Source organism: Candidatus Rickettsiella isopodorum (genome assembly GCF_001881495.1).
GTDB classification, from domain to species: domain Bacteria; phylum Pseudomonadota; class Gammaproteobacteria; order Diplorickettsiales; family Diplorickettsiaceae; genus Aquirickettsiella; species Aquirickettsiella isopodorum.
Genome location: NZ_LUKY01000032.1, coordinates 258,131 through 270,186, shown reverse-complemented (window position 1 = coordinate 270,186; position 12,056 = coordinate 258,131). Strand labels below are relative to the sequence as shown.

Annotated in this window: 13 protein-coding genes and 1 other RNA gene; 13 read left to right on the top strand and 1 reads right to left on the bottom strand. The window is 39.5% G+C overall.

Annotated elements, in window-relative coordinates; genetic code table 11:
* Positions 1-119 precede the first annotated feature (119 nt).
* The 6 genes from A1D18_RS03410 (at position 120) to erpA (ending at position 3,501) form a co-directional block, all read left to right on the top strand.
* Positions 120-1,184 carry a GMP reductase gene (locus tag A1D18_RS03410; RefSeq protein ID WP_071662414.1) on the top strand — a complete coding sequence of 355 codons (1,065 nt, stop codon included), beginning with the start codon at positions 120-122 and terminating at the stop codon, positions 1,182-1,184.
* A 55-nt stretch (positions 1,185-1,239) separates the two neighbouring features.
* Positions 1,240-1,638 carry a cytochrome c maturation protein CcmE gene (gene ccmE / locus A1D18_RS03405; protein WP_071662413.1) on the top strand — a complete coding sequence of 133 codons (399 nt, stop codon included), beginning with the start codon at positions 1,240-1,242 and terminating at the stop codon, positions 1,636-1,638.
* A gap of 84 nt (positions 1,639-1,722) precedes the next feature.
* Entirely contained in the window at positions 1,723-2,265 is a 543-nt protein-coding gene (locus tag A1D18_RS03400; protein WP_071662412.1) for a hypothetical protein, read from the top strand.
* 35 nt (positions 2,266-2,300) lie between these two features.
* A complete protein-coding gene (locus tag A1D18_RS03395) occupies positions 2,301-2,549 on the top strand; it encodes an FAD assembly factor SdhE (protein ID WP_071662411.1) in 249 nt (82 codons plus the stop codon).
* The gene (locus A1D18_RS03390; protein WP_071662410.1) at positions 2,539-2,964 is read left to right on the top strand and encodes a protein YgfX; all 426 of its coding nucleotides are present in this window, start codon (positions 2,539-2,541) and stop codon (positions 2,962-2,964) included. Before A1D18_RS03395 ends, A1D18_RS03390 begins: the two co-directional genes overlap by 11 nt.
* Positions 2,965-3,135: 171 nt before the next feature.
* Positions 3,136-3,501 (top strand): iron-sulfur cluster insertion protein ErpA, encoded by a 366-nt coding sequence (gene erpA, locus A1D18_RS03385; protein WP_216095021.1) that lies wholly within the window; start codon positions 3,136-3,138, stop codon positions 3,499-3,501.
* Here erpA and A1D18_RS03380 read toward each other — a convergent pair.
* Positions 3,498-4,616 carry an anhydro-N-acetylmuramic acid kinase gene (locus tag A1D18_RS03380; protein ID WP_071662408.1) on the bottom strand — a complete coding sequence of 373 codons (1,119 nt, stop codon included), beginning with the start codon at positions 4,614-4,616 and terminating at the stop codon, positions 3,498-3,500. The genes erpA and A1D18_RS03380 overlap by 4 nt on opposite strands.
* An 84-nt stretch (positions 4,617-4,700) precedes the next feature.
* Here A1D18_RS03380 and rnpB point away from each other — a divergent pair.
* The 7 genes from rnpB to epmB all read left to right on the top strand — a co-directional run bounded on the left by rnpB (position 4,701) and on the right by epmB (position 12,053).
* Positions 4,701-5,169, top strand: an RNA gene (rnpB, locus tag A1D18_RS03375) — RNase P RNA component class A.
* Positions 5,170-5,367: 198 nt separating this feature from the next.
* A complete protein-coding gene (mraZ, locus tag A1D18_RS03370) occupies positions 5,368-5,823 on the top strand; it encodes a division/cell wall cluster transcriptional repressor MraZ (RefSeq protein ID WP_071662407.1) in 456 nt (151 codons plus the stop codon).
* Between the two features lie 10 nt (positions 5,824-5,833).
* A complete protein-coding gene (gene rsmH, locus A1D18_RS03365) occupies positions 5,834-6,769 on the top strand; it encodes a 16S rRNA (cytosine(1402)-N(4))-methyltransferase RsmH (protein WP_143750421.1) in 936 nt (311 codons plus the stop codon).
* Positions 6,766-7,107, top strand: a complete 342-nt coding sequence (gene ftsL, locus A1D18_RS03360) for a cell division protein FtsL (protein WP_084028711.1) — start codon at positions 6,766-6,768, stop codon at positions 7,105-7,107. Before rsmH ends, ftsL begins: the two co-directional genes overlap by 4 nt.
* Before the next feature lie 155 nt (positions 7,108-7,262).
* Entirely contained in the window at positions 7,263-9,017 is a 1,755-nt protein-coding gene (locus tag A1D18_RS03355) for a peptidoglycan D,D-transpeptidase FtsI family protein (protein WP_071662405.1), read from the top strand.
* Positions 9,018-9,214: 197 nt separating this feature from the next.
* Complete coding sequence (locus A1D18_RS03350) at positions 9,215-11,008, top strand: inverse autotransporter beta domain-containing protein (RefSeq protein WP_071662404.1); 1,794 nt, start codon at positions 9,215-9,217, stop codon at positions 11,006-11,008.
* 64 nt (positions 11,009-11,072) lie between these two features.
* Positions 11,073-12,053: an EF-P beta-lysylation protein EpmB gene (gene epmB / locus A1D18_RS03345; RefSeq protein ID WP_071662403.1), complete on the top strand. Its 981-nt coding sequence runs from the start codon at positions 11,073-11,075 to the stop codon at positions 12,051-12,053.
* Positions 12,054-12,056: the final 3 nt, after the last annotated feature.

The following is a 12,056-nucleotide window of genomic DNA, read 5'->3' as shown; positions in this document are numbered from 1 at the left end:
CCATTTTAAAGCTTACTATATCTACACGCGGTTTATTTTTGTAGATCCTGGTAAAAAGTGATTAAACTCGCTGTGTGGCGTTATGCAGCGAGTCTGTCAATAAGTCATGAGGTTACACTATGCGCATTGAGCACGAAATAAGATTAGATTTTAAAGACGTGTTAATTAGGCCGAAACGCAGCACGTTGCAAACGCGTGCCGATGTGGATTTAACTCGTGACTATACCTTTAAGCACTCACGGCTTTCATGGAAAGGTATTCCTATTATTGCTTCGAATATGGATCATACGGGTACTTTTGCTATGGCGAAAAGCTTAGCACATCATAAATTACTTACCGCGATTGATAAGTTTGCAAGCTTACAAGACTGGAAAAAATTTTCTACTCAACACGCTAAACTGACTTCTTATTGTTTCCCGACGACAGGAATTAAACCGGAAGATGCCGATATGCTGGCAAAAATTATTAAAAGTGCACCGAGTCCTTTTATTTGCATTGATGTTGCTAATGGTTATACGCAACGTTTTGTTGATAGTATTCGAGCATTACGAAAAAAATATCCTAAAAAAACATTAATCGCGGGTAATGTAGTGACGGCTGAAATGGCTGAAGAATTGGTTTTAGCAGGAGCTGATATTGTTAAAGTCGGTATCGGTCCGGGTTCTGTTTGTACAACCCGTTTGAAAACAGGTGTAGGCTATCCTCAATTATCCGCTATCATAGAATGTGCAGATGCAGTACATGGTTTAGGCGGGCATTTGTGTGCAGACGGTGGCTGCGTTTCACCGGGGGATGTCGCTAAAGCATTTGCTGCAGGAGCAGACTTTGTTATGCTAGGGGGTATGCTGGCCGGTCACGAAGAATGTGCGGGTGAAAAGGTAGAGGAAAATGGCCAATTGTTTATGCGATTTTATGGAATGAGTTCAAGTGAGGCGATGCATAAACATCATGGTAAGATGAATGACTATCGTGCTAGTGAGGGTCGTTCAGTTAATATTCCTTATCGAGGTAAGGTCGAAAATACCCTACTTGATATTTTAGGCGGATTACGTTCTACCTGCACTTATGTGGGTGCGCAGCGTTTGAAAGAACTTTCTAAACGCACCACTTTTTTGCGTGTTACTCAACAATTCAATGAAGTTTTTGCAGCGTTACAAGTCAATGAACGGATTACTAATACTTAGTTGTTCTCTGAAATAGAGTCGCTATTTCTTTTAGGACTACGGACAAAAAAATGCAATGAATGTGCTCCAAAAAAAACGTTTAAATTTCGTTTTGTTCATGATAATGGTGGCTGCATTCGTTATTGGTTTATCTCTCTATGCGTTAAAACAAAACATTAATTTGTTTTATACACCTACCCAACTCGCTGAACGACACGTAACCCCAGGTCGACTTTTTCGTTTAGGGGGTCAAGTTAAAAAAGGCACCGTGAAACAAAATGAGCAACAATTGTTAGTTTCTTTTGTAGTGAGTGATGCGTCGCATAATGTGCTAGTGGAATATCAAGGGGTGCTACCGGATTTGTTCCGTGAAGGACAGTCAGTGGTGGTTGAAGGGAGTTTGGATCCGGGGGGTATTATGCAAGCCAAACAAGTACTGGCAAAACATGATGAACGATATCGGCCTGCCAAATAAACTTATTGCACGCGTAGTCATCAAGATACGAACAGTATACTAGATTAATTTTTATCTTTTTTGTCGAAATGATAGGGAAATAAAATGACCAAAATGACTAGCTTAAAAATACTGATAGCGGTTTTGTTAGTGGCGATAGCCAGTTTAGCGTATATTTTATTGACTCGATTTTTTCCCAGCGAAGAAATTTTTTTTATGGGATTTCGACCATTAACTCGAGCCTTAGTGTTGGATCTCAGTATTAAAAATAAAGATTATCCTAGCTTTTTGCCTGAAAATTCTGGATTTTTAGTGGTTCATCCGACCCAATCTGCAGAAGATCATCGGGATGATATTCTTGAAACCCGTGATATTTTTGCTTTGGTTGAAAAAACTAACAAAAATACGATACAAGACACGGATTCTCTTTACCCAGAATTAGAATTACTTTTTTTGAAAAAAACGCCTTTAGGGTTACGTGCTAATTATGTGACTTTATCTAGCTTAGGTGTGAAAAGTATTTTTTTTAATCCTGAGTATCTCAGCAATTTTTCCAAAATCTATCAGGATAAACTTCCTCATGCCGCAGGCTATGCTATTATGGGCGATAGTAGTCAGCGGCAAATTCGTGATATTCTAGTCAACTAACTTTTGATTTTTGGTAGAGATTATTACTTCTCGTTATGAAGAATTTGCAAGAAAAACGACAACGTTTACGTTGGCAATGTCGGCGCGGAATGCTAGAATTAGATCTTATTTTACAAGCTTTTTTTGATAAAAACTATCTAACTTTAGTGCCTAATGATCAAGATCTATTTGAACAATTGTTAACTTATTCTGATCAAGAACTTTATTCTTATTTAATTAAGCGTCAGCCCATGACAGATAGAGCGATGCAAGCTTTAATGGAACGGATAAGTTGTGGCGGCTAATTTTTATCGTTTAAAATCTTCTTATTATTTAGCTATTTTACTCCTGGTGGTTCATGGTGGCGCTATCGCTTGCTTGTGCTTTTTGCCCTGGCCCTGGTGGACTAAATTACTGTTAAGTTTGGCTTGTTTGATGAGTTTTGTGACGCTTTTTTGCCAACATGTCTTATTAAATAATCCTCATTCTGTCATTGAATTTTGGCAACAAAGCATCGGTTGTTGGCAGTTAAGGAATAATCTTGGTGAAGTGAGTATGCAACATTTGGCGGATGATAGCATTTGTACCCGCTATTTTGTGCTATTAAATTTTGTTGCTTTAAATAAGAAAAAAACTAAAATTTCTTTAGTTTTATTGCCGGATAGTTTAAATCTTAAGGATTTTAAGCAGTTGAGAAGACAATTACAGAGCGTTAGTTAAATGCTTAAAGGGATGTTCTCAAGGCTCAGCTATTTCTACGAATAGATAGGCTTAGGATAGGCCTAGCTCCCAAAATGATGTATAATTTTTACCCAATTCCCATACGAGTAGGTCTTTATGTCAGAAATAACATCGACACAAAATTTGCCTCCAGAGACGTCTCTGTTTGAAATGCAGCCGATTGTTATGACTGAAAATGCAGCCAACAAAATAGGGGAGCTGATTACTGAAGAAGGGAATTTTCAGTTAAAACTACGTGTATTTATTACGGGTGGTGGTTGTTCTGGTTTTCAATACGGATTTAGTTTCGATGAGACTATCAATGACGATGATACGGTGATAACCAAAACTATCGTTAAAGAAGATGCTGGAGATCATTGTCCTATCAACATTCAGCTACTCGTTGATCCTATGAGCCTCGCTTATCTAGTCGGTGCAGAAATAGATTATAAATCGGATTTAACGGGGGAACAGTTTATTATCCGTAATCCGAATGCTAAAACCACGTGCGGTTGCGGTTCTTCTTTTGCTGCTTAAGTTTTTAAGTAAATTCCACCGAGTATGGTTGCGTTTTTAGCGCCGGTTACTTCGGGGAGGTTACTGGATTTGCCTTCTAAAGTTTGTTTTGCAAGCCATGCGAATGCCATTGCTTCTAACCAATCACTGGGTACTCCTCGATCATCGGTTAATAAGATAGGATGGTGGCGGCAATGTTGTTGGATGCGTTTTCTTAAATAAGTATTTTTACTTCCTCCCCCACAGAGTAAAATCACGCCATGCGTACTTTTAAAGCTTAATATAGCTTTTGAAATACTGACAGCAATCAGTTCGCAAAGAGTTGCTTGCACTATAGCAGGTGCGGGCGGTTGATTTAGCAAAGCAAGTTGTGTCTGTATCCATTTGAAATTGAAATATTCGGGCCCAGTACTTTTTGGAGGTTTTAGTTGAAAATAAGGATCAGATAAAAATTGGTTTAATAAGGCTTGGTCAAAAGAGGCACTTGCTGCCCAAGCACCCTCGTCATCAAACCAGCGTTTACAATGATATTGTATCCATTGATCGAGTAGGCAATTCGCAGGACCCGTATCAAAGCCTAAAACTGTCGCTTTTAGATCAGCAGGTAAATAAGTGATATTGGCAATTCCACCGAGATTTAATACGATAGTCTCTTCTTTTTTATTGCGTAAAATCGTGTTGTGAAAAGCCGGCGTTAAGGGCGCTCCTTGACCTCCGGCGGCAATATCTCGTCGACGAAAATCCGCAATGGTCGTAATACCGGTTTTTTCTGCAATGATATTGGGATCGCCAATCTGAAGAGTAAATGGATAATTTGAAAGATGGGGATAATGAAAAACAGTTTGCCCGTGGCTACCTATCGCTAAAATATCTTTAGCAGAACATTGACTTTTTTCTAATAGTTTTTTAACGGCTTCCACCGAAATTAATGCGATTTTTTGATCGAGTTCAGCAAATTTTACTATGTTAATTGAATCTATAGAGTAAAGTTTATTGAGTTCTTTACGTAACCGATGAGGTAAAGGGGATTTATAGGTAGCAAGTAATTTGGGTTGATTATTTGAAAAATCGACTAATGCAACATCCACTGCATCCATACTCGTGCCTGACATTAAACCTATATATAATTTTTTCATTAAACCATCATTAATAAATAGGAGAATAAAACTTTTTAATTGTATTGCAAAGCATAGGGAAAAAATAGTACGCTAAGCTGAAGTAGAGTTGGCTAGACAGTCGCTGTAGTTTCTACAGAGGAAAGTCCGGGCTCCATCGGGCAAAGTGCCAGGTAATGCCTGGGAGGTGTAAGCCTACGGAAAGTGCCACAGAAAATATACCGCCTTAGTGAAATTATATACTCACAGCAATTGGATGTTTGGCAAGTGCCGCGTTCGTGCAGTCAACATGTATATCCAAAATACATGAGCATTGCGAGTTGAGCGGCAACACAGCCAAAAACTCAAGTGTGAAGAGTATAGACTGGGTAAGGGTGAAAAGGTGTGGTAAAAGCGCACCGCATCATTGGTAACAGTGATGGCAGGGCAAACCCCACTTGGAGCAAGACCAAATAGGAACCTTTTAGGCGTGGCCCACGCTAGGTTCGGGTAGGTCGCTTGAGATGTATGGTGACGTATATCCTAGATGAATGACTGTCCACGACAGAACCCGGCTTATCGGCTAACTCTCTTTTTCTAAAAAAGTATTACCATTCAGGTAATTAATTCGCTAAATTTTTTTCTGTATCGGCTCATTTTGTGCTTATTAAACACAAAACTCCCCATCAATTTTATCTAAGCCCAGCTAATGCTTGACAAGAAGCAATTCTAATTCCTATAGTGTAATTAAGTGGCAAAAAGTGGGTAAATGTGGGCAAAAATGGGATAAATTATGTTTCGGGGTATAAATTTGGTAGTGCTCGATGCGAAGGGCCGGATCAAGTTACCGGTTCGCTATCGACAGTTACTACCTACAGATAAAGAACCTCAACTAGTACTTACTATCGATACCGAGTCTCCTTGTTTATTGCTTTATCCTTTACAGGAATGGGAAATCATCGAAGAAAAATTGCAGGCCTTACCCAGTTTTAATCCGGCTGTGCGGCGTATTCAACGATTACTGATAGGTCATGCAACTGATTTGGATGTCGATACCAATGGCCGAGTTTTATTGCCAGCACTGTTAAGAAATTATGCACATTTAGAAAAAGAAATTATGGTCGTAGGTCAAGGTAGAAAAATTGAATTGTGGAGCGCTAGAGAATGGGACGATTATCGTACTCAATGGATTTCAGAGACCGTTAAACCGGAAGAGTTACCTGGTGAGTTACAGAATTTAGCGTTGTAGGCGTTTGTCGATGCAAAAACAAGAGCAGCATCAACCGGTTTTATTGGCAGAGGTTGTTGAAAATTTAGCCATTGATGTGGATGGAATTTATATGGATGCCACGTTTGGACGTGGTGGGCATGCGGGACAAATTTTACAGAATTTAGGACCTAAAGGAAGATTAATTGCTATTGATAAGGACCCTGAAGCCGTGGCTTATGCACACCAGCAATGGGGTCATGATGAGCGCTTTAAAGTGTATCAGGGTTCATTTAAGCGTCTAAAAGCCATAGCAGAAATCGAAGGTATTATGCGTCAGGTCGCTGGAATCTTATTAGATTTAGGGGTTTCTTCCCCTCAATTAGATCAAGCGGATAGAGGATTTAGTTTTTTACGAGATGGGCCATTAGATATGCGCATGGATCCAAAAACAGGAATCAGCGCAGCAGAATGGCTAGCCTGTGCACAAGAGAAGGAAATTGCACAAGTATTAAAGGATTATGGCGAAGAACGTTATGCAAAACGTATTGCTCGAGCAATAGGAGAAGAACGGAAATTAAGACCTATCGCAACGACGGTTCATTTAGCGAATGTAGTGAAATTAGCTCACCCTCGTTGGGAGAGGCATAAACATCCTGCTACACAAACCTTTCAAGCAATACGCATTCGAATTAATAATGAGTTGGAAGATTTAAAAGTCTGCTTAGAACAAAGTTTGGAAGTGTTGAAGATAGGTGGACGTTTATTGGTTATTAGCTTCCATTCGTTAGAAGATCGAATCGTAAAACGGTTTATTCGCCAGCATACTCATGAAGCGGTGGAGTTAAAAAAGCTACCTTTCATGCCAGCTAAATGGGAGCCTAAATTAAAAAATTTAGGTCGCAGGATTAAACCGGATGCGTATGCGATTAAAGCGAATCCACGATCGCGTAGCGCTGTGTTACGAATTGCGGAGAAAATATCATGAATATGGCAGCACGTGCTTTAACACAAAGTTCTTTAACTTGGGAGCGAGGGCAAAGTTGGGTCATTTCCTTAAAGATGTTAGGACTCATTTTATTAATACTTGCCGTATTGTCTTCAGCACTCTCAGTGATTTATATAAAAACCGTACAGCGTAATTTATATAGTCAGTTACAAGCAAGTCAGCAAGATTACGATCATTTAAAAACAGAATGGAGCCAATTATTACTCGAAGAAAATACTTGGGTGGCGCCAGTGAGAATACAAACTTTAGCGCAACAAGAATTAGGAATGCGAATTCCTGAAATGAAAAACACGGTTTTATTAACGAAGTCTGTTTAAAAATGCTATTCGATCTTTTTATAAAGGGTCTTGTCGACTTGATTTTATTCTGTGAAAAGAATTTAGAATATTTATTTCTCAAGATAATTTTGGTTTTTGACTTGCTTGCCTCGGACTCAAGCTCTTAATTTGGTTTAGCAAGAGGTTTAGTTTTCATGCAGCGTCGTCGCGTCAAAAAAAACAAACGTACTCCTATTGCTTCGACCTACCAATGGCGTTTGATGATAGTGGTTTTTATATTGTTGATCGTCGCCTTAGGTTTAATTGGACGACTTATCAATTTAACGATTGTTAATCGCCAATTCTTACGTAACCAAGGGAATGCAAGAACAGTGCGTACGTTAACTATTCCTGCACATCGCGGTATGATTTTGGATCGCCGTGGTGAACCTTTAGCGATCAGTACTCCGGTAGATGCTATTTGGATAGATCCTGCTTATTTTAAGCCGAATAGACAACAACTTTCTTTACTCAGTCATTTTTTACACATCAATCCTCAAACTATTCATGAAATAGGGTTACATGGTCAATTTAAAGAATTTGTTTATTTAAAGCGTGGTTTAAATCCCAGTTTAGCCAAGCAAATCAAGGATCTAAAAATACCCGGCCTTTTTTTACAAAATGAATATCATCGTTATTATCCAGAAGGACCGGTGATGGCACATGTGGTGGGTTTAACGAATGTGGATGATAAAGGGCAAGAAGGTTTAGAACTCGCTTATAATAATTGGCTAGAAGGTCAATCCGGTTTAAAGAAAGTGATTAAAGATCGATTAGGGCATGTTGTAGCGGATATACGATCAATCCGTCAACCCAGACCAGGACATCAATTACAATTAAGTATAGATAAACGCATCCAATATGCGGCTTTTAGAGAGCTTAAGACAGGAATCGAACGATATCAAGCGGATTCTGGATCGGTCGTTGTACTTGATGTTAAAACGGGTGAAATTTTAGCAATGGCAAACTGGCCCTCTTATAATCCTAATGACAGGCTTACAACACAGGACGGCCATACGCGTAATCGTGCATTAACCGATTTGTTTGAGCCGGGATCTACCATTAAAAGCTTTAGTATGGCGAGCGTGTTAGCCAGTAGTCGATTTACTCCTAGTAGTCAAATCGATACATCGCCTGGTTGGATGATCGTTGCCGGTAAACGTATTATGGATGAACGTAATAATGGTGTCATGGATTTAACCAAGATATTACAGATTTCTAGCAACATGGGTATGTCAAAATTAATTCTTTCACTACCCGCGGAAAATTTATGGAATACTTTAAATACAGTGGGTTTTGGTCAAATTACGCAAAGTGGTTTCCCGGGTGAGCGAACCGGTAGTTTACCCAATTTTAAAGTATGGAATCCTTTTGTATTAGCGACCTTGTCGTTTGGTTATGGAATTTCAGTGACTGCTTTGCAGTTGGCACAAGCTTATGCCGTGTTAGCGGATGGGGGTGTTAAAGTTCCGGTGACTTTTCTTAAAATTCAAGGTGATGCTCCATCGGGACAACGGGTGCTAGATAAGACTATTAGTAGAGAAGTGTTGGATATGTTAGAGTCCGTACTGACTAAAGGTGGAACAGCACCCTTAGCACGCGTTCCAGGCTATAGAGTGACCGGTAAAACCGGTACTGTGCGTATAGTCGGTGTGCATGGTTATGAAAAACATCGTTATAATAGTATTTTTATTGGCATTGCTCCTGCGAGCCACCCACGTCTTGTCGTTGCAGTTGTGTTGCATGATCCAAAAGGTCGCTTATATTATGGCGGTTATACGGCAGGACCTATTTTTTCCCATGTGATGAATAATGCATTACACTTGCTTAATATTCCCCCTGACGATTTAGCGAGTCTTAATCAACCACTTCCTCACGTAATGCTTCCTTCACAAGGTATGCAAGATTAGTCGTTTTAGTGCATACTATCTTTAGTAAGGTATAATTTGATACCCGTATGGAAAGCCTAAATAATTATATTAATTTTTTTGTCTAATAGAGTTTAGCGAATTACACCCATTTAAGTATTAAAAATAAATTCCTCAAAGTAACGCATTGTCATAAGTTCGATTTTTATTAAGAATATTTGGGACAAGGAAAGGGATTGATGTTAAAGAGTCATGCTTTTTATTTTATACTTTTCTCTATTTTTTTTATATCGAATGTTCAAGCACGAGAACTCTTACCGCCACGATTTTCAGCGAATGCATCTACGGGTGTGTATACGGTAGGTCAGGCGGATTTGATGATTTCTTTGGATGGAGATCGACAACATAATTTGTATGTGAATCCACAAGGCGCGTACGGCAGTGATCAGCAATGGTATGGTGATGTGGGTTTAGGTTATCGCTGGATTAAAAATGAGTCGGCGATATTAGGCTGGTATCTTTTTGCAGGGCATACATGTGCTGAAAATAGCAGTGGATTTTGGATAACGAATCCAGGTTTAGAAGTGATGGGAAGTCGTTGGGATGCACGGATTAATGCGTATATTCCTGTGGCAGGACGTAGTAATGAATTAGGCATAAGAAGATTCAATGTCGTGAACACAGTTTTTACAGGTCATACGGAGATAAGAAATAGCGTGTTTAACGATGCGAATGCCATTCAACAAGTGGGTAATGGTATGGATGCAAGAGTGGGTTATCAACTCTTTCGTACTGTGCCCTTAAAGGGTTATTTGGGAGCTTATTTTTTTGGCATAGCCAATGCCGATAATGTGTGTGGTGGTGCGGCGGGCATGGAATATTGGGTTAATGACAATATCCGAGTATTTGCGAATTATAGTTACGATAATTATCAACATAATCACGTAGTGGGTGGTGTAGGAATTAGTTTTGGAGGAGTAAGAAAACATTGGACGGATCCAGGTCTATCCGAACGTTTAACGGATCCGGTGGAACGCTATTTAGCCAATTTAGGTCATGGTTCTGCTGGGATACCGAGTAAAACGTTATTATATGGAATAGGTGGCGGTAGTAGTCGTGTATTGGTCAGTGATAGTATTGCTTTCTTTAGTCAAACGGGAACGCCGAATGGGGGTGGAGTAGGATTAACCTTAGCTAACTGTACCTTTGAAAATCCTTGCGGGCCGACGGACTTTAGTCAAACCGGCGTTAATACATTAAATATTTTATTGCCAAATACTGACTTTTATTTTAATGGAGGAGCTTATCCGGCCGCAGCGGGTGTAAATACGGCTCTAACGTTAAATAATGGTCAAAGTGTTTTTTCCAGAACAGCCAACTATTCAGCCCCTGCAACGGGTGCAGCACGTTCTACTTTTAATGGGGCTTTTAATCTGTTAGGTAATAATACTTTAGATGGTGTTATTTTAGTCAATACAGCGGTATCCGATATAGGCATTAATGTTTCTGGGGCGAACAATGTATTGATAAGCAATAGTGTCATTGGTGGTGCTAATACTACTTATGAAACCGGAATGAGTATTGCGAGCGGTGGCAGTGTAACACTGGAAAATTCAATTATTAATTCCAGTGAGTTTGCTATTGAACTTAATAATGCTTCCTTACTAATGCAATCAAGTGTTATTAATGTTAATAGCGCTACTGCTCCTGCTGGAATTGATGCAACAAATTCTAATGCGCAGGTTAATGATAGCCAGATAAATGTGGTTGGATTAGTGGGTAATATTGTTACTATAGGAGTTCTATCCCAGAGTGGTTCTGTGACAATGAATCGTAGTAATCTTGATGTAAGAAACAATGACCCCGCTTCAACAACAGAGGGTTTATTGACTACAGGTGGCGGCAGTATAACTATGAATAGTGGTACGCTATCTGTATCAGGTGGGATGAGCACTACATTGGCATCCGGTCCCAATATTAATTTAAGCAATGTCGTTTGCATATTAAATGGGACCATGGTTGTGTGCCCATAAAAACTAAAAAGCGTTATTACTGCTTGATAGGATGAAGTGTTTCTAATCTAAATAAAAATTTCTTATGCAAAAAAATTGGCAATGCTTACTTAAAGCAGTAATTACCGATCCGGCAGAATTGCTTGACAAATTAGAATTAAATTCTAGCTTGTTATCCGACGCACAGCGAGCAGCAAAATTATTTCCTTTACGCGTTCCGGAAAATTTTGTGGCAAGGATGGAAAAAGGCAATCCAGCTGATCCGCTTTTACAACAAGTACTTCCTTTAGCTGCAGAGGAAATAACGGCGGAAGGATTTAGTCGTGATCCTTTGCACGAGCATGCCATTAATCCATTGCCTGGGTTATTACATAAGTATCATGGCAGAGTGCTGCTAACGATGACAGGGGCCTGCGCAATAAATTGTCGATATTGTTTTCGCCGTCATTTTCCTTACACAGAGAATATTCCGGGTGGCAAGGCATGGCAGGCTATTTTAGCGTATATCCAAGCGGATACTTCAATCAGTGAAGTTATTTTCAGTGGCGGCGATCCTTTATTGGCTAATGATCACTATTTGAAACAATGTGCCAATGATCTGGCGAATATAACGCATGTAAAGATTTTACGCATCCATTCTCGTTTACCGATTGTCTTACCCGAGCGTATTACCCCTGAGTTTTTAAATGGGTTTACTGCAACACGTTTGCAACCGGTATTGGTTACGCATAGTAATCATGCTAATGAATTAGATGATTCGGTGCAACATGCGATGAGCAAATTACGTCAACAAAAAATTACGGTATTAAATCAAACCGTGTTATTAAAAGGTATCAACGATAATGTTGAAGCTTTAGTTAATTTGAGTCAACGTTTATTTGTCTGTGGGATTCTCCCTTATTATTTGCATTTATTAGATAAAGTGCAGGGGGCTGCACATTTTGAGGTGTCTCGAACAAAAGCTAAACAGCTCATGACTGCATTGCGCGAGAGGTTACCCGGTTATTTAGTGCCGAAATGTGTGTATGAACAAGCGGGCGCAACCTCTAAATTGCCAGTGATTTAGACT

Excerpts from the sequence above, each read along its gene's own strand:
- rsmH (WP_143750421.1), top strand. The coding sequence starts at position 5,834 with ATGCAAAAACAAGAGCAGCATCAACCGGTTTTATTGGCAGAGGTTGTT.
- A1D18_RS03380 (WP_071662408.1), bottom strand. The coding sequence starts at position 4,616 with ATGAAAAAATTATATATAGGTTTAATGTCAGGCACGAGTATGGATGCA.
- erpA (WP_216095021.1), top strand. The coding sequence starts at position 3,136 with ATGCAGCCGATTGTTATGACTGAAAATGCAGCCAACAAAATAGGGGAG.
- ccmE (WP_071662413.1), top strand. The coding sequence starts at position 1,240 with ATGAATGTGCTCCAAAAAAAACGTTTAAATTTCGTTTTGTTCATGATA.
- A1D18_RS03400 (WP_071662412.1), top strand. The coding sequence starts at position 1,723 with ATGACCAAAATGACTAGCTTAAAAATACTGATAGCGGTTTTGTTAGTG.
- A1D18_RS03410 (WP_071662414.1), top strand. The coding sequence starts at position 120 with ATGCGCATTGAGCACGAAATAAGATTAGATTTTAAAGACGTGTTAATT.
- ftsL (WP_084028711.1), top strand. The coding sequence starts at position 6,766 with ATGAATATGGCAGCACGTGCTTTAACACAAAGTTCTTTAACTTGGGAG.
- A1D18_RS03395 (WP_071662411.1), top strand. The coding sequence starts at position 2,301 with ATGAAGAATTTGCAAGAAAAACGACAACGTTTACGTTGGCAATGTCGG.
- mraZ (WP_071662407.1), top strand. The coding sequence starts at position 5,368 with ATGTTTCGGGGTATAAATTTGGTAGTGCTCGATGCGAAGGGCCGGATC.
- epmB (WP_071662403.1), top strand. The coding sequence starts at position 11,073 with ATGCAAAAAAATTGGCAATGCTTACTTAAAGCAGTAATTACCGATCCG.
- A1D18_RS03350 (WP_071662404.1), top strand. The coding sequence starts at position 9,215 with ATGTTAAAGAGTCATGCTTTTTATTTTATACTTTTCTCTATTTTTTTT.
- A1D18_RS03355 (WP_071662405.1), top strand. The coding sequence starts at position 7,263 with ATGCAGCGTCGTCGCGTCAAAAAAAACAAACGTACTCCTATTGCTTCG.